The organism is Massilia putida (genome assembly GCF_001941825.1).
GTDB lineage: Bacteria > Pseudomonadota > Gammaproteobacteria > Burkholderiales > Burkholderiaceae_D > Telluria > Telluria putida.
Genome location: NZ_CP019038.1, coordinates 4,763,413 through 4,787,623, shown reverse-complemented (window position 1 = coordinate 4,787,623; position 24,211 = coordinate 4,763,413). Strand labels below are relative to the sequence as shown.

Here is a 24,211-nt window from a genome sequence, read left to right as displayed (position 1 = left end):
TCAGAAGAAGATGATGCCGCCGACGGAACCGCCGTTCATGCGCGCGGTCGCGCCACCGAAGGCTTTCGAGCGCGTCTGCCCGACTTCCGCCACCAGCGTGACCGCGCTGTTCAGCGCATAGTAGGCGCCGGCCGTGAGGTTGGCATTCGACTTCAGGCCGGCCGTGCCGGCAGTGTTGTCGTCATTGGCGCTGCGGCCCCAGGACAGGCCCAGCTTGAGCGCATCGGTCGTCTTGAACGTGCCCTGCACGAGGAAGTTTTTCGAACGGACGTCGCCCTGATCGGCGTCGGACAGGATGCCCAGCGCGCGCCCCGTTTGCGCGTTGATCAGCAGGCCCGCGGCGCCCAGCTGGTACGACGCGCCGGCTTCGAAGCCGTTCATCGTGAGGTCGCCGGCGCCTGCCGTCTGCGACTCGAAGCGCTGGGTCTTGGCGCCGAGCCAGGCCTTGAAGCCGTCCTGTTCGAAGGAGAGGCGCGCCTGCACCTGGGGGCTCGACCGGGTCGAATAGCGCGGACCGGCGATCACGGGCGTGTCGGACACGGGACTCATCACGCCGAAGTCGAAGCCGATGCCCGCGTCGTTCTTGGGCGCGCTGTAGACGATCTGGCCATACGTGCCCAGGTAGCTGTAGCCGGCGCCGATGTGGCCGAGCGTGACGCGGCCGCGCTGCGTGGCTTGCACCGGTGCGCCGGCGCCGACCAGCGTCATGTCTTTCAAGATCGCATTGGCGCCGAAGATGCCGTAGTCGCGGCCCAGCTTGAACGTGCCGAGGTCCCCACGGCCGAACGTGAAAAACGCCTGGCGCACGTCGACCGTGCTGTTCTGCGCGATGGCGCTGTCCGTCGCCGTGGCCGCGTAGATGCCGATCTTGGCCGTGACCTCAATGCCGCCCTGCGTCGACGACACGGACGTCACGAGGCCGCTGGGCAGCAGGCCGTTGCCGATGGTGGTGCGGTGATCCTCGCCGCCGCAGCCGAGCGCTCGGCCGCCCAGCGCCAGCCCGCCGACGGCGTCACCGCTGCACGAGACGCCCGTGTAATAGGCGTTGACGATGCCGCCGACGTTGACCGTCCAGTCGCCGGCCTTCAGGTCGACGGCGGAGGCCTGCGTGCAGGCGCCGATCGAGGCCAGGACGGCCATTGCGTGAACCTTCTTCATTTGTCTCCTCGCTTTCTAGTTTGTAGTGGGATACATCGTTGAGATGTACCCGACAGTGATGGCAAGTTGCGTGCCCGGTCGTTTTACAGGGGAGGACGAAGAGAAGAAGCCATTTTTCTGTGACGAATCGGATCAGGTGTTGCAGTTTTGATCGCCCGTACACAAAAACCGAATAAACGATATAAATAAAAAAAACCGCGGCCGAAGCCGCGGCAAAACAGGGTCTTGACGCCGGCCGCCGCCGCAGCCGATGCATAACCCTCCCTGACCACTCACACGTTAGGCTTCAGATCTTCGAGGCGAGCTTGAATACCCAGACGGAGCCGCCCTGCTCGAGGAAGTTGACCTTCTTCGCGACCTCGCCGCCCCACAGCGGCACGGCACCGCCCCAGCCCGACACGACGGCCACGTATTGCGTGCCGCCGTCTTCCCACGTCACCGGCGGCGCGACGACGCCGGAACCCGTCTGGAACTTCCACAACTCCTTGCCGGATTTGGCGTCGACGGCCTTGAGGAAGCCTTCCGGCGTGCCGTAGAAGACGAGGCCACCGGCCGTCGTCATCACGCCGCCCCACAGCGGTGCCGTGTTCTTGTCTTCCCAAACGATCTTGCCGGTCTTCGGATCGATCGCGCGCAGCGCGCCGATGTAGTCGTCGTTCAGCGGCTTGATGGTGAAGCCCGCGCCGAGATAGGCGCCGCCCTTCTTGTACGAGATCGGCTCGTTCCAGATTTCCATGCCCCACTCGTTGGCCGGCACGTAGAACAAGCCGGTCTGCGGACTGTACGCCATCGGCATCTGGTTTTTCGCGCCCAGGAAGGCCGGGGCCGCGAAGACGGTCGAACCCTTCTTGCCGTCGCCCTTGGTCGGATCGCTCGGGCGGTTGGCCGCGATGAAGTTCGGACGCCCCGTTTTCAGATCGATGCCGCTCGCCCACGTGATCTTGCGGACGAACGGGAACGCGTTCTGCAGCTGACCGGTCTTCGCGTCGATCACGTAGAAGAAGCCGTTGCGGTCGGCCTTGCCGCCGTAGCGCTTGCCGTTCATGTCGAACGTGACAAATTCGTTGGCGCCGTCGAAGTCCCAGGAATCGTTCGGCGTGTTCTGGTAGGCCCATTTGATCTGGCCCGTTTCCGGATCCAGCGCGACGGTCGACGACGAATACAGGTTGTCGCCCGGACGCAGGTGGCTGTTCCACGGCGCAGGGTTGCCGGTGCCGAAGTACGCGAGGCCCGTGGCCGGGTCGTACGTGCCGCCCATCCACGTCGACGCGCCGCCCGTCTTCCACAACTCGCCCGGCCAGCTCTTGTTGACGGTGCCGGTGATGCCGGCATCAAACGCCTTGCCGTCCTTGTCGTAGCGGTACCCCATGTGGCCTTCGACGGTGGGACGCGTCCACAACAAGTCGCCCGTCAGCGGATTGCGGCCTTCCACCCGGCCCACGATGCCGAACTCGCCGCCCGACACGCCCGTGATCAGCACGCCCTTCGCGATCAGGGGCGCGGCCGTGATCGAGTAGCCGGCCGCATAATCGTCGACCTTTTCCTTCCACGCGATCTTGCCGGTGTTCTGGTCGAGGGCGACCAGCTGCGCATCCAGCGTGCCGAAGATGACCAGGTTGCCGTACACGGCAGCGCCGCGGTTGACGACGTCGCAGCACGGCATGATCGCTTCCGGCAGGCGGTGCTCGTACTTCCACAGCTTGTTGCCCGTCTTGAGGTCGATGGCGAAGATGCGCGAGTACGACGCGGTGACGAACATCTTGCCGTTGGCGATGATGGGCTGCGATTCCTGGCCGCGCTGCTTTTCGCCGCCGAACGAGAACGACCACGCGGGCACGAGCTGGCCAACGGTCTTCGTGTTGATCTGGGTGAGCGTCGAATAGCGCTGGCCCTGCGAGCCCATGCCGAAGGACAGCACGTTCTTCGTGTCCTTCGATGCATTCTCGAGCATCGCGTTGGTGATGTCGGCCGCCTGGGCGAGAAACGCCAGGGGAGCGAGTCCTGCGAGCAGGACGGTCATTGTCTTTTTCATGCTTGTCTCCTTGTTGTCGTTGTACGTCTACGGTCCGGGCGCCCGCATGCGCAACTGGCTGCATTCCTCGTCCGTGAACAGGCGCGAGCGCGTGAGGAAGCGCCGCCCCGTTCCGTTATCGAGCGAGAACATGCCGCCGTTGCCGTCCACCACATCGATGATCAACTGGGTGTGCTCCCAGTATCCGAACTGCTCCAGCCCGATGTAGAACGGGGCGCCGTCCAGGTTGCCCAGGTAGACGTCGGTGTCGGAGAGGTCGAACTCCCCGGCGGCGTAGCACATCGGCGTACTGCCGTCGCAGCAGCCGCCGGACTGAAAAAACATCAGCGGCCCGTGGCGCTGCCGCAATTCGCCGATGAAGGTCAGCGCCGCGGGGGTCGCGGTCACGCGTTCGATATTGGGTGTCATGGCGTCCTTCGATTCGCATTTTTCAAGCCTTGCCCCGCGGCTTGGCGCGGGGCGATGCTGCATCAGAAGAAGCCCAGCGCTTTCTGGCTGTAGCTCACCAGCAGATTCTTGGTCTGCTGATAGTGGTCGAGCATCATCTTGTGATTCTCGCGGCCGATGCCCGATTGCTTGTAGCCGCCGAACGCGGCGTGGGCCGGGTACAGGTGGTAGCAGTTGGTCCACACGCGGCCCGCCTGGATCGCGCGGCCGACGCGGAAGGCGCGGCTGCCGTCGCGCGTCCACAGGCCGGCGCCGAGACCGTACAGCGTATCGTTGGCGATGCGCAGCGCGTCCGCTTCGTCCTTGAACGTCGTCACCGACACGACCGGGCCAAAGATCTCTTCCTGGAAGATGCGCATGCTGTTGTCACCCTTGAACACGGTCGGACGCACGTAGTAACCGCCGGCCAGGTCGCCGTCGTGCGTCGCCTGCTCGCCGCCGGCCAACACCTGCGCGCCTTCCTGGCGGCCGATGTCGAGGTAGGACAGGATTTTCTCCAGCTGTTCCTTCGATGCCTGGGCGCCGATCATCGTGCCCTCGTCGAGCGGATTGCCGGCCTTGATCTGCGCGACGCGCGCCAGCGCGCGCTCGATGAATTTTTCGTAGATCGATTCCTGGATCAGCACGCGCGACGGGCAGGTGCACACCTCGCCCTGGTTCAGCGCGAACATCGCGAAACCTTCGAGGCATTTGTCGAAGAAGTCGTCGTCCGCATCCATCACGTCGGCGAAGAAGATGTTGGGCGACTTGCCGCCCAATTCCAGCGTCACGGGAATCAGGTTCTGCGCGGCGTATTGCATGATCAGGCGGCCGGTGCCCGTCTCGCCGGTGAACGCGATCTTGGCGATGCGCTTGCTCGACGCGAGCGGCTTGCCCGCTTCCAGGCCGAAGCCGTTGACGACGTTCAGGACGCCCGCCGGCAGCAGGTCGGCGATCAGCTCGACCAGCACCATGATCGAGGCCGGCGTCTGCTCGGCCGGTTTCAGCACGACGCAGTTGCCGGCGGCGAGCGCGGGGGCCAGCTTCCACACGGCCATCAGGATCGGGAAGTTCCACGGGATGATCTGGCCGACGACGCCCAGCGGCTCGTGGAAATGGTAGGCGTAGGTCTGGTCGTCGATGGTCGAGATGGCGCCTTCCTGCGTGCGGATGCAGCTGGCGAAATAGCGGAAGTGGTCGATCGCCAGCGGGATGTCGGCCGCCATCGTTTCGCGGATCGGCTTGCCGTTGTCGATGGTCTCGGCGGTCGCCAGCAGCCGCAGGTTCTGCTCCATGCGGTCGGCGATGCGGTTCAGGATGTTGGCGCGATCGGCCGGCGACGTCTTGGCCCACGCATCCTTGGCGGCGTGGGCGGCGTCCAGCGCCAGCTCCACGTCTTCCGCCGTCGAACGCGCGATTTCGCAGAACGGCTGGCCGCTGATCGGCGTGACGTTGGCGAAATACTCGCCCTTGGCCGGCGCGACGAATTCACCGCCGATGTAGTTGTCGTAGCGTTGGCGGAACGGATTGGCGACGCCGAGTTTGCTGATGTCCGCGAGATTCATGTCATCCTCTTTCTCTATGAGTTGGAATTGGCCGTTGCCGGCACCGGTTGTTGGTTCGTACTCCTCTTCTTTCGCAAACCCCGTGCCAGCCCGGTTTCCCCTGTTTTGGCCGTGCCGGACGGCCTGGCGCCGGCTGTTTCTGGTACAGGTGTCCCAAACTTGAACAACTCAGCGGATCACCACACCCCACGGCAGCTGGCCCACGGCGATGTCGGCCGTCTTGCGGCCCGCCGCCGTGTCGATCACGGACACGCTGTCCGAGCGGCCGTTCGCCACGTACAGCCGGCTGCCGTCGCTCGTCAGCGCCATGTTCCAGGGCCGCTTGCCGACCGCGATGGTGGCGTCCACCGCGTTGCGTGCGGCGTCGATGCGCATCACGCTGCCGTCCGCGCCGTTCGACACGAACACGGTCTTCCCGTCCGGAGATACGGCGATGCCGGCCGGGTTCTTCCCCGCCGGGATGATTGCGATGCTGCGCCGCTGTTCGATGTCCAGCACGTACACCGCGCCCGCCAGCTCGCACGCGACGTAGGCCCGCGCGCCGTCCGGCGAGAAGCCGATGCCGCGCGGACGCAGACCCACGGCGATCGAGCCGACCTGGCGGCGCGCGGCCACGTCGATCACGTCGACCTGTTCCGCGTTCTCGGCCGAGACGAGCAGCCAGCGCCCGTCCGGGCTGAACACGGCGTGCTCGGGATTGCGGCCCTGAACGGGGATATCGGCGGCGAGCATGCGCGCGGCCGCGTCGATCAACGCCACGCTGTTGGTGTCTTCCACCGCGACGGCGACCCAGCGGCCGTCGCGCGATGCGTTCACGCCCTCCGGCGAGCTGCCGAGCGGGATCGTATTCAACGTCGCGCCGCTGGCCGCATCCAGCACGAGCAGCGCATTGGCGGCCGCATCCGTCACGTACAGCCGCGTGCCCGCCGGATCGGCCGCGATGCCGCGCGGACGCTTGCCGGCCGCGATCTGGTGCACGGCGGCGCCGCTGGCCGTGTCGATCACGCTGACCGTGCCGGATTTTTCGTTGGGGACGTAGGCGAAGGGCGCGGCCTGCGCGGCGCCGCAGCCGCAGGCCAGCAGGACGATGAGGGAACGAACGAGTAACATGATGGTCCTTCAAGAGTGAGCGGTACTCTCGGGACTGCAAGCGCCATGCCATGCGCACAGCACGTTTCCGGGCTGGCAGGTATATTGCATGCGCTGATGGTCGGCGCCCGGACGACAGGGCGGACTATTCGACATTGAGCATGGAGACAAGATGGAATACCGTTTGAATTTTGTGGCGGCGCTGTTCGCCGCCGCACCGCTGGCCTGCACCGCCGCGCCCGATGCGCCGGATGCGCCCATGAGCGTGGTCGTCGTCAGCGCCACGCGCGCCGAGCACACGAGCTTCGACCTGCCGGCCGCCATCGACGTCGTCGACGCGGACCGCATCGGCGCTGCCCAGCCGCGCGTGAACGCATCCGAGGCGCTGGCCGCGGTACCGGGGATCAATGTGCAGAACCGCCAGAACTATGCGCAGGACCTGCAGATCTCGTCGCGCGGCTTCGGCGCGCGCTCCGCGTTCGGCGTGCGCGGCGTGCGCCTCATCGCGGACGGCATCCCGGCCACCATGCCCGACGGCCAGGGCCAGGCCGCGACGTTCAACCTCGACATGGCCGAGCGCATCGAAGTCTTGCGCGGCCCGTTCTCCACGCTGTACGGCAACCACGCGGGCGGCGTGATCCAGCTGTTCACGCGCGATCCGCGCGGCGCGCCCTATGTCGAAACGAACGTCTCCGCCGGCAGCGACGGCATGCGCAAGACGGACGTCAACACGGGCGGCAAGCAGGGCAGCTTCGGCTGGCTGCTCGACGGGTCGCGCTTCGAGACGGACGGCTACCGCGCCCACAGCGCCGCCACGCGCGACCAGGCCTATGCGAAGCTGACCTTCGACACGTCTACCACTGGCAAGCTGACGGTGACGGGGAGCAGCCTGCGCCAGGACGACACACAGGATCCGCTCGGCGTGACGTGGGCCACGTTCCAGCGCGACCCGCGCACCGGCGAGATCGACACGACGGACACGCAAACGCCCAGGCGCACGCTGGCCGACCGCTACGACACGCGCAAGACCATCCACCACCAGCAGATCGGCGTGGCCTGGGATGAAAAATTCGGCACCGACCGCCTGCATATGACGGTCTACGGCGGCAACCGCAGCGTGATCCAGTACCAGTCGTTTTCAAAAGCGTTCCAGGCGCCGGCCAGCCATTCCGGCGGCGTGGTCGATTTCGACCGCGATTTCTACGGCGTCGACGCGAACTGGCTGATGGTGCGCCCGCTCGGCGACGGCACCCTGCGCACGACCGTGGGCCTGGAAGCCGGCAAATCGAACGATGCGCGCAAGGGGTACGAGAACTACGTCGGCACGGCCTTCGGCGTGAAGGGCCGCCTGCGCCGCGACGAGGAAGACGACGTGCGCAACGTCGACCCCTACCTGCAGATGGAATGGGAGCGCGGACCGTGGGTGTTCACGGCCGGCCTGCGCCACAGCCGCGTGAGCTTCGACGTGGACGACCACTATCTCTCGAACGGCAACGACGGCGGCAGCGTCGACTACCGCCACACGACGCCGCTGCTCGGTGCGCTGTACAAGGTCACGCCCACGCTCAACGTCTACGCCAGCGCGGCGCGGGGTTTCGAGACGCCTACGCTCAACGAGGTGTTCTACTCGGGCACGGGCGGCGGCTTCAATTACCATCTTGGCGCAGCCACCAGCACGCAGTTGGAGGCGGGTGCCAAGGCCATGATCGGCCCTGACGTGCGCGTGAACGCCGCCCTCTTCCAGGTGCGCACACAGGACGAGCTGGTGGTCGACAGTTCCAGCGGCGGCCGCACCAGCTACCGCAATGCGAGCGCCACCTTGCGTCAGGGCCTGGAGCTGGCGCTTGATGCCGACCTGCGCGCGGGCTTCTCCGCCCGCCTGGCGGCCACGCTGCTGCGCGCGATCTACGACGAGGCCTTCACCGGCGTTGCGGAGGGCAATCGCCTGCCGGGCGTGCCGCGAACGAGTCTGTTCGGCGAGCTGGCGTGGAAGGATGCGGACGGTCGCCTGCAGGCGGCGCTGGAGGCGATCGCCAGCGGCAAAGTCTATCCGGACGACGCCAACGCGGCGACGCCGGCACCGGGCTATGCGATCGTCAATGCGCGCGTGCAGGCCAACCAGACGCTGGGCGCGTGGCGCGTGCGCGAGTACGCGCGCGTGAACAACGTGTTCGACCGCACGTACGTCGGCTCGGTCATCGTCGGCGACAGCAACAAGCGTTATTATGAAGCGGCGCCGGGACGCAACTGGGTGCTCGGCGCCGGCGTCCAGTACCAGTTCTGAATACGCGGCACGCATAGCGTTTATGCAAGCAGGCGTATGACCAACGTGCATATTGCCTGCTACGCTGGCGTGATGGACAAACTCCCGATGACTTCAGAATGGCAAACGCGCGTCGACCTCGCCGCGTGCTACCAGTTATGCGCGCTGTACGGCTGGGCCGACGGCATCTATACCCACATCTCTGCCGCGATCCCCGGTGAACCGGGCCACTACCTGATCAACGCGTTCGGCATGTGCTTCGATGAAGTGACGGCGTCGAACCTGGTGAAGGTCGACGGCGACGGCAACGTCGTCGGGGCGCTGCCGGCCCGGGTGAACCAGTCGGGCTTCCGCCTGCACGCGGCCGTGCACAAGGCGCGGCCGGATGCCGCCTGCGTCATGCACCTGCATAACCCGTCCGGCATCGCCGTCGGCATGCAGCAAGATGGCCTGCTGCCGCTGTCGCCGTATGCACTGCGCTTCTACGGGGAACTCGCGTATCACGACTATGAAGGCATCGCGATGACGCCCGACGAACAGGCGCGCCTCGTGCGCAACCTGGGCGCGAGGCCCGCCATGCTGCTGCGGAATCACGGCAGCCTCACCGTGGGCCGGACGATCCCCGAAGCGTTCGTGCTGATGGAAACGCTGGACCGCGCCTGCGATGCGCAGCTGCGCGCGCAGGCGGCCGGCGTGCCGCTGCGCCAGCCTGCTGAGGCGATGTGCTCGACCGCGCACGCGCAGCTGGTGGGCGACAGTTCGCCCGAAGGCGCGCTCGAATGGCCTTCCCTGCTGCGCCGCCTGGACGCGGCCAGTCCCAAATACCGTACTTAAAGGAGCCTCTATGCCGACCATAAACGTTCAACTGTTCGAAGGCCGCACGCCGGAACAAAAGCGTGCCTTCGTGCGAGCCGTCACGGAAGCCACCGTCAAGACGCTGGAGTGCGCGCCCGAATCCGTGGACATCCTGATCCAGGAAGTCAAGCGCGAGCATTGGGCCACCGGCGGCAAGCTGTGGTCGGAAGAATAGACCTCCGCCCGCTCACGGCCTGACGGCCTGCACGCCGTACTTCGCAAAGATCGTCTTCAGTTCACCGCTGGCTGCCAGGTCGTTCAGCGCGGCCTGCAACCGGCGCGCGAGGCCGAGATTATCCTTTTTCACCGCCATGCCGATCGCCCAGCCGCTGCGCGGTAGACGGTCGAACGGCACGTCCTCCAGCGGGAACGCGGGATCGCCCTTCATCACGGATTCGATCTGGGCGCGCGTGGCCAGCACCGCATCCAGGTCGCCTGCCTTCAGCCGCTCCAGCGCCTCGATCGCGGTCGGATAAATGTGCACCTGCTCGCGGAAGCGTCCCCCGCCCTCGCCCAGCATGACCATCCCCGAGATCGACACCTTCTCGACGCCGATGCGCTTGCCCGCCAGCGCCTCCACGCCGTCGAACCGCGGCATCGACCGCGCGCTGCGCACGAGCCGCACGGTCTCCACATAGTACGGCGCGAAAACCTCGACCTGCGGATTCGCATTCATCAGCATGCGGTCGACAGGCACGTGCAGCATCACGTCGGCCGGTCCGTAGCCGAGGTAGTGGCCCTTCCACACCATATTGCGCAGATCGTCGCCGAGGTCGTCGCCGGCATTGAACGGCAACAGCGTCAGCTTCAGTCCAAGCTTGCCGGCCAGTGCGGCGCCGAGGTCGGCGTCGATGCCCTGGCCGTGATCGGAGAACGGCGCAAGATCGTTGTAGACGGCCACCTTGAGGAAGCCCGCTTCGCGCAGCACGGGGGCGTCTGCCGCGAGAGCGGGTGCGGCGATGCCCGCACCCAGCAGCAGGCCGGCGGCGAGCACGCGGCGGCGCGACGGCGATATCGGGGTCGACATGGTCGCCTCAGTCCGCGGCGCGGCGGGACTCGAGGTAGGTCTTGATGGCCCACATCGCTTCCTGGTTGAACACGCCCTCGAACGGCGGCATGTAGACGGCGCCGTTGCGCACCTTGCCGTGGCGGATGCTGGTCAGGAAGTACTTGTCGGTCTCCTTGTAGCAGGCCTGTTTCTTGGTCTCGTTCTTGATGCCGGTGCAGTCGCGGTCGAGCAGGCGCAGGTCCGGCGCGATGCCGCCGGATTCCGCTTCCAGGCCGTGGCAGCGCGCGCAGTTCTGGTTGTAGGCCGACGAGCCGATCTTCAGCGCGAGCTTATTGGCGCGGTAGGGATTCTCGTCGCGCCACTTGTCGCCCAGCGTCGGCAGGCCCGTCGTGTCGACGCCTTGCGGGACCACGTTGCCGTGCGCGTTGGCCCAGAGCGAGGTGAGTGCGGCGGCGCTGAGCGCCAATGCGCCGGCGGCGATGCGGATGGTGTGCTTCATGATGTCTCCTGTAGGTTATCGGTCTATCCCTACATGAGCAATCGGCGTGCCATGCGTTCGACGCCCTTGATGAAGGCGTACGCGGTCCGCGCCTGTCCCAATTTGCAACAGGTGTCACATCGCCGCGCGTGCCAGCGCGCGCGCCGCCGTCTCCGGATACAGATGTTCGAGCGTTTCCACGATCACGCGGCCGAGCAGCGCCTGCACGGATGCAGTCGCCGCCGCGGCATCGGGCGCGGCGCGTACGGCCTTCCACAGCGGCGCCAGTTCCGCCTCGTGCCGCGCGACGCTGCGTTCGACCTCTGCCTGCCAGAACGGCGGCGCCTCGCCTTCGACGAAGTTGCCCCGTCCCCGTCCGAAGTGGGCGACGGCCAGGTAGCGCAACACACTGCCGACGAGGAGCGTGCGCAGGAACGGATCCGCGAACTGCACGGTAGGCCGGTCGCGGTCCGTCGTCGTGTTGAAACCCCAGGCCGCGCCGGCCATCGTGAGCGCCCCGACGATCGCGCCGAGCAGCGCGCCGCCGCCCAACGTGAGGCCGCCGGCCATCAGGTCCGCCGACAGCCCGGTCGCGGCGCCGGAGACGACGGCGCCCAGCAGTCCGGCCGGCGCCTTGTCGATGGGCGCGCGCACGGCAAAGTTCTCGCGCACGCGGGCATTGATGCGGCCCGCGTCGCCCGGGTCGAGCCGGTGCAGGCGCAGCAGGCCGACGGTCGTATCGCCGATGCGCCGCTCGAGCCGCTCGACGAGGCCGGCCATCGCCGCGTCCTGGCGCTTTTGTTCGTCCTTGCCGAGACCGACTGCCTTCAATGCGGACTTGAGCAGGCCCGCCTTGCCCTCCTGCGCGATCGCCTCGCTGTCGCGCGCTGCGCCGGCCAGCATCTGCGCGCCGAGTTCGACGGACGCGCGGAAGCGCTGCACATTGTTCGCCTGCCAGGCCGCGAGCAGGCGCGCATAGCCGTCGCGCTTGGCCTCGTCGATCAACTTGCCGACGCGCTCGTAGAACACATCCTCGTGCACCCAGCAGCGGGCGAACGCGTCCAGCGCGAGCACGTCGCGCACGATCGCGAACCGGTCGAGATGCGCCTTCCAGCGCGTCTGCTCCGCCTGTTCCTGCTCGTCGGGCCGCGGTGGTCCCAGTTGGTTGAGCAGCACGACGACCGGTTTGCCCAGCCATTCCAGGATCCGCATCTCGGCCGGCAAATAGCCCGCGTCGCGCGGATCCTCGGACGAATTCACGAGGTACAGGACGACGTCGGCCGCATCCTTCGCCGCGCGCAGCGCCTGCTGGCTGAGCCAGAACGGCCGGTCGCGGTAGCGGTCGAACACTTCGCGCAGAAACCAGCCGATCGGATTGCCGGCTTGCGCGAGCCGCTTGAGCAAGCGGACCGAGTCGCCGAAGCCGGGCGTGTCCCACAACAACAGGCGATCGCCCGTGTGAGTGGTCTGCAGCGTGTGCGCTTCGGCGAACACGGTCACGTGGGCGGCATCGCGCACCTCGCCCACGTCCATGCCGATGAGCGTGCGCGCCAAGGTCGTCTTGCCGTTGTTCGTGTGCGAGACGAGTGCGAACTGGATGTCGACGGGTTGCGCGCTCATGCCGCACCCGAGACGGCAAGGCCGTTCCCGAGGTCGAGCGGATGGCGCTCGGGATGCAGCAGGTCGACGACGGTCGCGCGGGTGTGGTGGTACCTGCAGAACTCGTGCCACAGCGCGACGCGCTCCACCACGCGATTGTCGAAGCCACCCTGGCCGGCGCCGCGTTCGACGAGGCCGGATTCGTCGAGCAGCACGGCGATGCCGCGCGGCGTATTGCGCGCCAGATAGTCGAGAAAGGCGCCGTGGTTCTCGCGTTCAGGCGTCGCCGCGAGATTGAAGAGAACGGCCGTGATGGCGACATCGGGATCGTCCAGGCGCGCGTCGCGCAGCAGTTCCTTCGGTTCTTCGCCATACGCGCAGGACGGGCGCAGCATCAACTGCGCTTGTTCGCCGAGGACCATCGTCGCGACGGCCGCGAGACCTTTATGGCGCGCTTCGTCGACCGTGAAGCTGTACGGGATCACGCGCAGCACGGCCGGACCGGACGCCCCGACGCGGTCGGCCAGCAGCCGATAATAGGGTTGGCCCAGGTCGAGGGGAAACCGATGTGCGATACGGCGCGCACGCAGCGCGGACACGACGGCCAGCACGAGGCGCGGCAGCACGACGAGCAGCAACAGCGTCGCAGCATACAGGTGCACCCAGCGCGCGCCGCCGGCGGGCGACGGTTCCTGCACGAAGTGAAGGGCCTGGACGTCGGCCAGCGAAAAACCCTGCAGCGGGAACACGGCCAGCGCGGGCGCGAACAGGAAGGACAGCAGCGCATGCACCTGCGGCGCGGCCAGGAAGGTGCTTTCCCACCCGGCAGCATATTGGGTCAGCACGCCGCGCGCGTACAGCGACGCGATCGCACCGAGCGCGAACGTGGCTGCGGCGAAGTGGATCGTGCGCGCGAGGCGCAGATGCGTGAGCTTGGCCGTCAGCTGCGACCAGTCCGTAACGTATTGCGCGATGCCGGCGGCGAGCGGCGCCGGGAGCTTGCGCGGCAGCGCGGCCTTGCCGACGGACAGCCGCCGCAGCAGGCGCGGGCTCGCCCAGCCGGTGGTCTTCGACGGCACGAGCGCCCACACGATCAGGGCGAGATACACGAGCAGGTTCCAACCGAGGATCAAGAGCAGCGGCGCCGACAACAGGTCGACGCGGTGCGGATTGCCGATGCGGTCGAGCCCCGCCCCGGCCACGAAACCGACGATGGGCAGCAGCACCGCCAGCAGGGGCAGCACGCTGCGCCGCTGGCGGAAGGCGGCAAAGGCCGGCGTGCGCTCGGCCAGACGTTTGAGGATGAGTTCCGCGCGTTGGCCGAGGAAATGATCGAGCCTGGGCTCGCTCTTGCCTTCGGCGGCCTGCCAATGCGCCAGCTCGCGCGCGCTGCGGCTGGCGTACACGCGGTCGTCTTCGGAAAGGATCTCGCGCTTGGCGTCGGCGGTTTCGATAGCGCGCATCAGGACGACATCGCGTGCGGTCCGCTCGTTCATGGGTCCCCTGTCTGGTTGATTTAACAAGCTTGCAGGGGCATTGTGCCTGAAAAAGCACAAAGCCCGCTCAGGCAAGGATGGGTGGTGCCGATCCGGCCGGGCGGGCTTCGTGTTACCGAAAGCAAAAAGCCCGCTCAGATTGAACTGAGCGGGCTTCTGCGGAATAACTAGCCTGACGATAACCTACTTTCACACTGGTTGCAGCACTATCATCGGCGCAAAGTCGTTTCACGGTCCTGTTCGGGATGGGAAGGGGTGGTACCGACTTGCTATGGTCATCAGGCATAACTTGTACGAGCGCCGCAGCTTGAATGCATGCGTCACTCTGAATCTGGAAGAAGTGGTTTTATCTGTTGTGTCAACAAACAGCCGAACCCTTGCATTGGCAATGACTGCCAAGGTTATAGGGACAAGCCGTACGGGCAATTAGTATCGGTTAGCTTAATGCATTACTGCACTTCCACACCCGACCTATCAACGTCCTGGTCTCGAACGACCCTTCAAGGAGCTCAAGGCTCCGGGAAATCTCATCTCAAGGCGAGTTTCCCGCTTAGATGCTTTCAGCGGTTATCTCTTCCGAACTTAGCTACCCGGCAATGCCACTGGCGTGACAACCGGTACACCAGAGGTTCGTCCACTCCGGTCCTCTCGTACTAGGAGCAGCCCCCTTCAAATTTCCAACGCCCACGGCAGATAGGGACCAAACTGTCTCACGACGTTTTAAACCCAGCTCACGTACCACTTTAAATGGCGAACAGCCATACCCTTGGGACCGGCTACAGCCCCAGGATGTGATGAGCCGACATCGAGGTGCCAAACTCCCCCGTCGATATGAACTCTTGGGAGGAATCAGCCTGTTATCCCCAGAGTACCTTTTATCCGTTGAGCGATGGCCCTTCCATACAGAACCACCGGATCACTATGTCCTACTTTCGTACCTGCTCGACTTGTCGGTCTCGCAGTTAAGCACGCTTATGCCATTGCACTATTAGCACGATGTCCGACCGTACCTAGCGTACCTTCGAACTCCTCCGTTACACTTTAGGAGGAGACCGCCCCAGTCAAACTGCCTACCATGCACTGTCCCCGACCCGGATCACGGGCCAAGGTTAGAACCTCAAACGAACCAGGGTGGTATTTCAAGGTTGGCTCCACGAGAACTGGCGTCCCCGCTTCAAAGCCTCCCACCTATCCTACACAGATTGGTTCAAAGTCCAATGCAAAGCTACAGTAAAGGTTCATGGGGTCTTTCCGTCTAGCCGCGGGTAGATTGCATCATCACAAACATTTCAACTTCGCTGAGTCTCGGGAGGAGACAGTGTGGCCATCGTTACGCCATTCGTGCAGGTCGGAACTTACCCGACAAGGAATTTCGCTACCTTAGGACCGTTATAGTTACGGCCGCCGTTTACTGGGACTTCAATCAAGAGCTTGCACCCCATCATTTAATCTTCCAGCACCGGGCAGGCGTCACACCCTATACGTCCACTTTCGTGTTTGCAGAGTGCTGTGTTTTTATTAAACAGTCGCAGCCACCAGTTTATTGCAACCCTTTCACCCTCATGGAGTAAACCATTCAAGCTACCGGGGCGTACCTTATCCCGAAGTTACGGTACCAATTTGCCGAGTTCCTTCTCCCGAGTTCTCTCAAGCGCCTTAGAATACTCATCTCGCCCACCTGTGTCGGTTTGCGGTACGGTCTCGTATGACTGAAGCTTAGAGGCTTTTCTTGGAACCACTTCCGATTGCTTCGTGTCGCAAGGACACCCGTCTCGACCCCTTGAATTACGCGCCCGGATTTGCCTAAGCGCCTTCTATGAGTCAAAAACCAGCTATTCCAACAGCTGGACAACCTTCCGCGATCCGTCCCCCCATCGCATCATACGACGGTGCAGGAATATTAACCTGCTTCCCATCAGCTACGCATCTCTGCCTCGCCTTAGGGGCCGACTCACCCTGCTCCGATGAACGTTGAACAGGAAACCTTGGGCTTTCGGCGAGAGGGCTTTTCACCCTCTTTATCGCTACTCATGTCAGCATTCGCACTTCCGATACCTCCAGCATCCTTTACAAGACACCTTCTCAGGCTTACGGAACGCTCTCCTACCATATGGATCAAAGTATAAATACTAAGAAACATATCCGCAGCTTCGGTGACTGGCTTAGCCCCGTTACATCTTCCGCGCAGGACGACTCGATCAGTGAGCTATTACGCTTTCTTTAAATGATGGCTGCTTCTAAGCCAACATCCTGACTGTTTTAGCCTTCCCACTTCGTTTTCCACTTAGCCAATCTTTGGGACCTTAGCTGGCGGTCTGGGTTGTTTCCCTCTTGACGCCGGACGTTAGCACCCGACGTCTGTCTCCCAAGCTCGCACTCATCGGTATTCGGAGTTTGCAATGGTTTGGTAAGTCGCAATGACCCCCTAGCCATAACAGTGCTCTACCCCCGATGGTGATACTTGAGGCACTACCTAAATAGTTTTCGGAGAGAACCAGCTATTTCCAGGTTTGTTTAGCCTTTCACCCCTACCCACAGCTCATCCCCTAATTTTTCAACATTAGTGGGTTCGGACCTCCAGGGCGTGTTACCGCACCTTCATCCTGGCCATGGGTAGATCACCTGGTTTCGGGTCTACACCCAGCGACTGTCGCCCTGTTCGGACTCGATTTCTCTACGGCTCCCCTATTCGGTTAACCTCGCCACTGAATGTAAGTCGCTGACCCATTATACAAAAGGTACGCCGTCACCCCACGAAGAGGCTCCGACTGTTTGTATGCACACGGTTTCAGGATCTATTTCACTCCCCTCCCGGGGTTCTTTTCGCCTTTCCCTCACGGTACTGGTTCACTATCGGTCGATTACGAGTATTTAGCCTTGGAGGATGGTCCCCCATCTTCAGACAGGATTTCTCGTGTCCCGCCCTACTTGTCGTACGCTTAGTACCACCGTTCGGATTTCGTGTACGGGGCTATCACCCGCTATGGCGTCTGTTTCCAAAGACTTCCACTATCCGATCGACTATCACGTACAAGGCTCATCCCATTTCGCTCGCCACTACTTTGGGAATCTCGGTTGATTTCTTTTCCTGCAGCTACTTAGATGTTTCAGTTCGCCGCGTTCGCTTCGCATACCTATGTATTCAGTATGCGATGACCTAAAAGGCCGGGTTTCCCCATTCGGAAATCTGCGGATCAAAGTGTGTTTGCTCACTCCCCGCAGCTTATCGCAAGCTACTACGTCCTTCATCGCCTGTAATCGCCAAGGCATCCACCATGTGCACTTATTCGCTTGTCCCTATAACGTTGGCCCCTGCATGAGTGTCAGGGAACGTCATATCGACAAGGATTCAGCTTACTTTGTTTGTTGATACATACAGATTACTACCCTAAGTGTGCATCTAACTTTCGTTAGCTACACGCTTAAAGAAAACTTTACTTCTTCCAGATTGTTAAAGAACGAGAACTACACTTATCGAAACTCAGTGTTGCCAAGCTTGGATAAATGCAGTGAACAGAGAGTTGGTGGAGGATGACGGGATCGAACCGACGACCCCCTGCTTGCAAAGCAGGTGCTCTCCCAGCTGAGCTAATCCCCCATTTTGGTAACTGGTGGGTCTGGTTGGATTCGAACCAACGACCCCCGCGTTATCAACACGGTGCTCTAACCGACTGAGCTACAGACCCGAACTGTTCTCGTTTAACTTTATTAACAGCCGATAAGCGTAGGCGCTTGATGACCGAGCTTGCGCTCGTGGTGCCACTCTAGAAAGGAGGTGATCCAGCCGCACCTTCCGATACGGCTACCTTGTTACGACTTCACCCCAGTCACGAATCCTACCGTGGTAAGCGCCCTCCTTGCGGTTAAGCTACCTACTTCTGGTAAAACCCGCTCCCATGGTGTGACGGGCGGTGTGTACAAGACCCGGGAACGTATTCACCGCGGCATGCTGATCCGCGATTACTAGCGATTCCAACTTCACGCAGTCGAGTTGCAGACTGCGATCCGGACTACGATACACTTTCTGGGATTAGCTCCCCCTCGCGGGTTGGCGGCCCTCTGTATGTACCATTGTATGACGTGTGAAGCCCTACCCATAAGGGCCATGAGGACTTGACGTCATCCCCACCTTCCTCCGGTTTGTCACCGGCAGTCTCATTAGAGTGCCCTTTCGTAGCAACTAATGACAAGGGTTGCGCTCGTTGCGGGACTTAACCCAACATCTCACGACACGAGCTGACGACAGCCATGCAGCACCTGTGTTCAGGCTCCCTTTCGGGCACCCCTCAATCTCTCGAGGGTTCCTGACATGTCAAGGGTAGGTAAGGTTTTTCGCGTTGCATCGAATTAATCCACATCATCCACCGCTTGTGCGGGTCCCCGTCAATTCCTTTGAGTTTTAATCTTGCGACCGTACTCCCCAGGCGGTCTACTTCACGCGTTAGCTGCGTTACCAAGTCAATTAAGACCCGACAACTAGTAGACATCGTTTAGGGCGTGGACTACCAGGGTATCTAATCCTGTTTGCTCCCCACGCTTTCGTGCATGAGCGTCAGTCTTGACCCAGGGGGCTGCCTTCGCCATCGGTGTTCCTCCACATCTCTACGCATTTCACTGCTACACGTGGAATTCTACCCCCCTCTGCCAGACTCCAGCCTTGCAGTCTCCAACGCAATTCCCAGGTTAAGCCCGGGGATTTCACGTCAGACTTACAAAACCGCCTGCGCACGCTTTACGCCCAGTAATTCCGATTAACGCTTGCACCCTACGTATTACCGCGGCTGCTGGCACGTAGTTAGCCGGTGCTTATTCTTCAGGTACCGTCATTAGAGTCGGATATTAGCCAACCCCGTTTCTTCCCTGACAAAAGAGCTTTACAACCCGAAGGCCTTCTTCACTCACGCGGCATTGCTGGATCAGGCTTGCGCCCATTGTCCAAAATTCCCCACTGCTGCCTCCCGTAGGAGTCTGGGCCGTGTCTCAGTCCCAGTGTGGCTGGTCGTCCTCTCAGACCAGCTACTGATCGTCGCCTTGGTGAGCCTTTACCTCACCAACTAGCTAATCAGATATCGGCCGCTCCAGGAGCATGAGGTCCGAAGATCCCCCACTTTCATCCGTAGATCGTATGCGGTATTAGCGTAACTTTCGCTACGTTATCCCCCACTCTTGGGTACGTTCCGATATATTACTCACCCGTTCGCCACTCGCCGCCAGGTTGCCCCGCGCTGCCGTTCGACTTGCATGTGTAAAGCATGCCGCCAGCGTTCAATCTGAGCCAGGATCAAACTCTTCAGTTTAATCTCTGTTTTGACACTTTCGTGTCATGTCGCTCACTCAAAATACTGACCGTTACTCATTGCTGAGCAACGTATTTTTTTGCGTGAACATTTGATAATTTAAGTATTCAATATCGCCGAAGCGATACTGGCACCTCATCAAACGCCCACACTTATCGACTGTTGATTGTTAAAGAACTTCGTGTTCGGTACTGCCTTGCTGCGCTTGCGAATCGTTTTGTTCGTCAGCAGCAGAGGAATGAGATTATGCAGTGTTTCGCTTAACTCGTCAACCCCTCGTCTGTTTTGTCGCGCCGTCGTTTCCGACTCATTTCATGCGCTGCAAAACAGGAGGCGAACTATAGCAAATCGCATCGGAGGTGCGCAAGGGGGGCTATGGTAAGAATTCTCCAGTTGCTTGTGTGCTATCGTTCCCGCCTTCATCACCCATGGAGCTCTCATGCGCCTCCCGCACATCGCCCCCACGGCCAATCCCGATCTCACCTCGCTGTTGTCTGCCGCCATCAATAACAAAACAAAACCGCTCGGCAGTCTCGGCGCGCTCGAACGGCTGGCCAACCGCCTTGGCCTGATCCAGGAGACCGTCGCGCCCACGATCCGGCAGCCGGCCATCCTTGTGTTTGCGGGCGACCACGGCATCGTCGCGGAAGGCGTGTCCGCCTATCCCCAGGACGTCACGTGGCAGATGGTCGAAAACTTCCTGGCCCAGGGCGCCGCCATCAATGTGTTCGCGCGCCAGAACGATATCGATCTGCATGTGGTGGATGCCGGCGTCAATCACGATTTCGGCGTCCGCGCGGGTCTCATCGACCGCAAGGTGGCGTACGGCACGCGCAACTTCGCGCTCGAGCCGGCGATGACGCCCGAGCAGTGCGCGGCCGCGCTGGAACACGGCGCCGCCCTCGCGGCCAACCTGCCCGGCAACGTCGTCGGCTTCGGCGAGATGGGCATCGGGAACACGACGGCGGCAGCAAGCCTGATGCACAAGCTGACCGGCATCCCCGTCGCCGAGTGCGTCGGCGCCGGCACGGGCCTGTCGCCGGAAGGCGTACTGCGCAAACGGCGCGTGATCGAAGCAGCCGCGCTGCACCACGCCGGCGTCGACGATACCCTTGCGGTGCTGGCCACGTTCGGCGGCTTCGAGATCGCGATGATGGCCGGCGCCATGCTCAAGGCGGCCGCGCTGCGCAAGGTGCTGCTGATCGACGGATTCATCGTGACGAGCGCCCTGCTGGTGGCGGTGGGTATCGAGCCCGCGATTCTGGATTACTGCGTGTTCGCGCACTGTTCCGACGAATCCGGTCACCGCCGCATGCTCGACGCGCTCGGCGCCGAGCCGCTGCTGCAGCTGAATCTGCGCCTGGGCGAAGGCACGGGCGCCGCGCTGGCCCTGCCGCTGCTGCACGCGGCCGTAAACTTCCTGAACGAGATGGCCACGTTCGAGTCGGCCAGCGTCAGCGAAAAGTCGGCTTGATGCATCAAATCAGACTGTTCTTCATCGCCCTGCAGTTCTTCACGCGGCTGCCGGTCCCGGCCTGGGTCGGCTTCGAAGCCAGCTGGCTGCAGCACGCGTCGCGCTACTTCCCGCTCGTTGGCTGCGTGGTCGCGGCGATCGCGGCCGGCATCTATTACGCGGCCGCGCACGTACTGCCCGCGCCCATGGCGGCGGTGTTGTCGACCGCGACGTCGATCTATATCACGGGCGCCTTTCACGAAGACGGCTTTGCCGACACGTGCGACGGCCTGGGCGGCGGCATGACGAAGGAGCGGGCGCTCGAGATCATGAAGGATTCGCGCGTCGGTGCCTACGGCGCGATCGGCATCGTATGCATGCTCGCGACCAAGCTGTCCGCGCTGGCGCTGCTGCCGCCGCGCGTGGCCGTGGCTGCGCTGTTCGTCGCGCATCCTGTCTCGCGTCTCGCCGCGACGGCGCTGATCTGGAAACTGGACTATGTGCGCGGCGAGGGCAAGGCCAAGCCGCTGGCGCAGCAGATGACGAATCACGAATTCGCGATCGCGGCGCTCACGTGCGCGGTGCCGGCCGCGTGCATGCTCGCCGCCGGCTGGATCACCCCGGCCGCGATGCTGGCCGCGGTGCTTGCGTCGACAGCCGCCGCGCTGTGGCTGGGCCGCCTCTTCGTGCGCCGCCTCGGCGGCTACACGGGCGACTGCCTCGGCGCCGTGCAGCAACTGGCGGAAGCGCTGGCCTACGTCGCCGTGCTCGCCACGCTCGGCCACGCCGCCTGGACTGCGGCATGACGCTGTACCTGGTGCGCCATCCGCGACCGGACGTGGCACCTGGCCTGTGTTATGGCGCCAGCGACGTCCCGGTGCCTGACGCGGAACTCGCCCGCGTGCACGCGGCGCTGGCGAAGCAAGACATACCTCACCTGCCCGTCTACGCAAGCCCGTTGCAACGCTGTGCCCTGCTGGCCGAACGCCTGGCCCCGGGCCGCGTGACGCTCGATGCGCGCCTGGCCGAGATGGATTTCGGCGCGTGGGAACTGCGTCCGTGGTCCGCGATCCCGCGCAGCGACGTCGACGCCTGGGCCGCCGATCTCCTCCACTACCGCCCCGGCGGCGCGGAGAACGTGCTCGACGTCGCGCGCCGCGTGCAGTCGTTCGTCGACGACCTGCGGCAACCGTCCGCGCTGATCGTCTGCCACGCCGGCACCATCCGCCTGCTGACAGCGCTGCACGACGGGACGCCGCTCGAACAGGCCGCGCTGCAGGCGGCGCAGACGCCGCATCGCATCGACTACGGGCAACTCGTCGTGCTGGGCGTATAATGTCTGCGTTTTGGTGCTCGCGCCCGTCTCTCGGGCGCAGTTAAACGGGAAACACGAAGCGCTTTACGAACAAGCGCCAACGTGTGCTGCCCCCGCAACGGTAAGCAAGTGCCGCCCGCGTTCGACGCACGCGCGGCAACCGTCTCCACATACCACTGTGCATCCGCATGGGAAGGTCGGACGGCCATACTTGCCAGCCCGGATACCGGCCAAAAGGTGGAAGCGCGCGATTCGTCACGCGCTTCTGTTCACCTGGCTGACGGGGACGTCGGCCGGTTGCCCATTACGAACACATCATGTCAGTTTCCGTTTCCCGGCAGGCCGCCGCGCTTTCGCTCGTCCTTGCCGCTTCCACTTCCGTCCACGCCGCCCCCGTTCCCGATACCGTGGTCGTCACCGCCAACCGCACGCCGCAACGCGCCGATGAGGTAATCCCCGACACCGTCGTCATCAGCAGCGAGGAAATCGCCCGCGCCGGCGCGGGTTCCGTCGCCGACGTGCTGCGCCGCCAGCGCGGCATCGAAATCGCACGCAACGGCGGCGCCGGCACCAACACCTCCGTCTTCCTGCGCGGCGCCAACAGCAATCAGGTCGTCGTGCTCGTCGACGGCGTGCGCATCGGTTCCGCGACCACCGGCGCGGCCGCCTGGAACGCGATTCCGCTGTCGTCCGTCGACCACATCGAGATCGTCTACGGTCCCCTGAGCTCCCTGTACGGCGCGGACGCCATCGGCGGCGTCGTGCAGATCTTCACGAAAAAGAGCGCAGGCCGTCCCGCCTTCAGCGCCGGCGCGGGCGGCGGCACGTATGGCACGAACCAGTACGACGCCAGCGTGCGCGGCTCGACGGGCGGTGAGCACAGCGTGACGTATGCGCTTTCCGGTGCGCACGAAGAATCGGACGGCTTCTCGGCCACGCGTCCCGGCGCGTTCGGCTACAACGGCGACGACGACGGCTACACGCGCAACAGCGTCAATGGCCGCGTCGCGCTGCGCCTGGCGGAGGGCCACGAGATCGGGGCGCAATTCCTGCAGAGCCGGTTGAATGCGCAATACGACAACGGCAGCTCGGCCTTCGACGCCCACAACATCCAGGAAGTCGACAGCTATGCCGTGTTCCTGAACGACCGCATCCTCCCCATGTGGCGCAGCAGCGTCCAGGTGGCGCGCTCGGAAGATAAACTGGGGAGCTTCACGAGCACGGCGCCGTCCGGCAACGCCCAGCTAAACACGCGCCAGGACGAGTTCACGTGGCAGAACACGTTCGACCTGAACGGCGACACGCTGCAGGTGCTGGCCGGCCACCGCAAGGAGCAGGTCCTGTCCAGCTCCGTCAAGGAGGTCAACCGCACGCGCATCACGAATGCCGTCGCGGCCGCGTACGACCTGCGCCGCGGCAGCCACCTGCTGGACATCAGCGCGCGCAACGACCGTTCCGAATACGGGTCGAAGACGACGGGCGCCGCCGGCTACGGCTACGAGTTCACGAAGGACCTGCGCGCCACGGCCAGCTTCGGTACGAGCTTCCGCGCGCCCACGTTCAACGAACTGTTCTATCCGGGCTACGGGCTGGTATCGAATCAGCCGGAACGGGGCCGCAACGCGGAAGCGGGCGTGCAGTATCGCGTGGCCGGCGTCGACCTGCAGGCGAATTACTACCGCAACCGCCTGACCGACATGATCGTGACCGTCACCCCATGCCCGACCCGCACCGGCAGCTGCGCCTATAACGTCAATCACGCGCTGCTGGAGGGCTTGACCCTGGCCGCGGACACGCGCCTCGGCAACCTCGATCTGCGCGCCAGCGCCGACCTGCAGGATCCGCGCGACGAGACGACGGGCAAGCAGCTGGCCCGCCGCGCGCGCCGCCATGCCAGCGTCACTGCCGACTACAACCTGGGCCAGGTGGACGCCGGCGTCGAGCTGCAGGCGTCCGGCCGCCGCTTCGACGACGCCGCGAACAAGAACGTCCTTGGCGGCTACGGTTTGCTGAACCTGTACACTACCTGGCACATGACGCGCGACTGGTCGCTGCTGGTCCGCGTCGACAACGCGGCCGACAAGCACTACGAGCTGGCGCGCAACTACGGCACGGCCGGGCGCACCTGGTTCGCGGGCATCCGCTACGGTCTCCGCTAAACACCATGTACCGACGA

At 63.7% G+C, this 24,211-nt stretch carries 16 protein-coding genes, 2 tRNA genes, 3 rRNA genes and 1 riboswitch; of the genes, 7 read left to right on the top strand and 14 right to left on the bottom strand.

Annotated features, from left to right (window positions below):
- From BVG12_RS23515 to BVG12_RS23495, 5 genes are all read right to left on the bottom strand, one after another.
- Complete coding sequence (locus tag BVG12_RS23515; protein ID WP_075794509.1) at positions 1-1,158, bottom strand: porin; 1,158 nt, start codon at positions 1,156-1,158, stop codon at positions 1-3.
- A 286-nt stretch (positions 1,159-1,444) separates the two neighbouring features.
- Positions 1,445-3,190, bottom strand: a complete 1,746-nt coding sequence (locus BVG12_RS23510) for a PQQ-dependent methanol/ethanol family dehydrogenase (protein WP_075794508.1) — start codon at positions 3,188-3,190, stop codon at positions 1,445-1,447.
- 27 nt (positions 3,191-3,217) lie between these two features.
- Positions 3,218-3,598 carry a DUF779 domain-containing protein gene (locus BVG12_RS23505; RefSeq protein ID WP_075794507.1) on the bottom strand — a complete coding sequence of 127 codons (381 nt, stop codon included), beginning with the start codon at positions 3,596-3,598 and terminating at the stop codon, positions 3,218-3,220.
- A gap of 62 nt (positions 3,599-3,660) precedes the next feature.
- On the bottom strand, positions 3,661-5,181 hold the full coding sequence (gene adh, locus BVG12_RS23500; protein WP_075794506.1) for an aldehyde dehydrogenase: 1,521 nt from the start codon (positions 5,179-5,181) through the stop codon (positions 3,661-3,663).
- Positions 5,182-5,349: 168 nt separating this feature from the next.
- Positions 5,350-6,291 carry a beta-propeller fold lactonase family protein gene (locus BVG12_RS23495; protein ID WP_075794505.1) on the bottom strand — a complete coding sequence of 314 codons (942 nt, stop codon included), beginning with the start codon at positions 6,289-6,291 and terminating at the stop codon, positions 5,350-5,352.
- A gap of 151 nt (positions 6,292-6,442) precedes the next feature.
- Here BVG12_RS23495 and BVG12_RS23490 point away from each other — a divergent pair, with 151 nt between their 5' ends.
- The 3 genes from BVG12_RS23490 to BVG12_RS23480 all read left to right on the top strand — a co-directional run bounded on the left by BVG12_RS23490 (position 6,443) and on the right by BVG12_RS23480 (position 9,563).
- The gene (locus BVG12_RS23490; protein ID WP_075794504.1) at positions 6,443-8,554 is read left to right on the top strand and encodes a TonB-dependent receptor family protein; all 2,112 of its coding nucleotides are present in this window, start codon (positions 6,443-6,445) and stop codon (positions 8,552-8,554) included.
- Positions 8,555-8,641: 87 nt separating this feature from the next.
- A complete protein-coding gene (locus BVG12_RS23485) occupies positions 8,642-9,367 on the top strand; it encodes a class II aldolase/adducin family protein (RefSeq protein ID WP_229503694.1) in 726 nt (241 codons plus the stop codon).
- A 10-nt stretch (positions 9,368-9,377) separates the two neighbouring features.
- Positions 9,378-9,563, top strand: coding sequence for a 4-oxalocrotonate tautomerase (locus tag BVG12_RS23480; protein ID WP_075794502.1), 186 nt, complete (start codon positions 9,378-9,380; stop codon positions 9,561-9,563).
- 12 nt (positions 9,564-9,575) lie between these two features.
- On the opposite strand, the gene BVG12_RS23475 is transcribed toward BVG12_RS23480, so the two are convergent.
- From BVG12_RS23475 to BVG12_RS23435, 9 genes are all read right to left on the bottom strand, one after another.
- Positions 9,576-10,415 carry a substrate-binding periplasmic protein gene (locus BVG12_RS23475; protein WP_075794501.1) on the bottom strand — a complete coding sequence of 280 codons (840 nt, stop codon included), beginning with the start codon at positions 10,413-10,415 and terminating at the stop codon, positions 9,576-9,578.
- 7 nt (positions 10,416-10,422) lie between these two features.
- Positions 10,423-10,896: a cytochrome c-550 PedF gene (gene pedF / locus BVG12_RS23470; protein ID WP_075794500.1), complete on the bottom strand. Its 474-nt coding sequence runs from the start codon at positions 10,894-10,896 to the stop codon at positions 10,423-10,425.
- 114 nt (positions 10,897-11,010) lie between these two features.
- Positions 11,011-12,495: a DUF3482 domain-containing protein gene (locus BVG12_RS23465; RefSeq protein WP_075794499.1), complete on the bottom strand. Its 1,485-nt coding sequence runs from the start codon at positions 12,493-12,495 to the stop codon at positions 11,011-11,013.
- Positions 12,492-13,970 carry a DUF2868 domain-containing protein gene (locus BVG12_RS23460; RefSeq protein ID WP_075794498.1) on the bottom strand — a complete coding sequence of 493 codons (1,479 nt, stop codon included), beginning with the start codon at positions 13,968-13,970 and terminating at the stop codon, positions 12,492-12,494. Before BVG12_RS23460 ends, BVG12_RS23465 begins: the two co-directional genes overlap by 4 nt.
- A 170-nt stretch (positions 13,971-14,140) precedes the next feature.
- A 5S ribosomal RNA gene (rrf, locus tag BVG12_RS23455) occupies positions 14,141-14,253 on the bottom strand.
- Between the two features lie 122 nt (positions 14,254-14,375).
- A 23S ribosomal RNA gene (locus tag BVG12_RS23450) occupies positions 14,376-17,267 on the bottom strand.
- Positions 17,268-17,492: 225 nt separating this feature from the next.
- Positions 17,493-17,568, bottom strand: a tRNA-Ala gene (locus BVG12_RS23445).
- Positions 17,569-17,579: 11 nt separating this feature from the next.
- Positions 17,580-17,656: transfer RNA gene (locus tag BVG12_RS23440), tRNA-Ile, on the bottom strand.
- 82 nt (positions 17,657-17,738) lie between these two features.
- Positions 17,739-19,267: ribosomal RNA gene (locus BVG12_RS23435) — 16S ribosomal RNA — on the bottom strand.
- Together the 16S, 23S and 5S rRNA genes with 2 tRNA genes alongside form the textbook arrangement of a ribosomal RNA operon.
- 439 nt (positions 19,268-19,706) lie before the next feature.
- Here BVG12_RS23435 and cobT point away from each other — a divergent pair.
- The 4 genes from cobT (at position 19,707) to BVG12_RS23415 (ending at position 24,194) form a co-directional block, all read left to right on the top strand.
- Entirely contained in the window at positions 19,707-20,741 is a 1,035-nt protein-coding gene (gene cobT, locus BVG12_RS23430) for a nicotinate-nucleotide--dimethylbenzimidazole phosphoribosyltransferase (RefSeq protein ID WP_075794497.1), read from the top strand.
- Positions 20,741-21,526, top strand: a complete 786-nt coding sequence (locus BVG12_RS23425; RefSeq protein ID WP_075794496.1) for an adenosylcobinamide-GDP ribazoletransferase — start codon at positions 20,741-20,743, stop codon at positions 21,524-21,526. The genes cobT and BVG12_RS23425 overlap by 1 nt, the downstream gene beginning before the upstream one ends.
- The gene (locus tag BVG12_RS23420; protein ID WP_075794495.1) at positions 21,523-22,056 is read left to right on the top strand and encodes a histidine phosphatase family protein; all 534 of its coding nucleotides are present in this window, start codon (positions 21,523-21,525) and stop codon (positions 22,054-22,056) included. Before BVG12_RS23425 ends, BVG12_RS23420 begins: the two co-directional genes overlap by 4 nt.
- Positions 22,051-22,284, top strand: a riboswitch (cobalamin riboswitch). (Overlaps the previous gene by 6 nt.)
- Before the next feature lie 68 nt (positions 22,285-22,352).
- On the top strand, positions 22,353-24,194 hold the full coding sequence (locus tag BVG12_RS23415) for a TonB-dependent receptor domain-containing protein (RefSeq protein WP_075794494.1): 1,842 nt from the start codon (positions 22,353-22,355) through the stop codon (positions 24,192-24,194).
- The last annotated feature ends 17 nt before the right edge of the window (positions 24,195-24,211 follow it).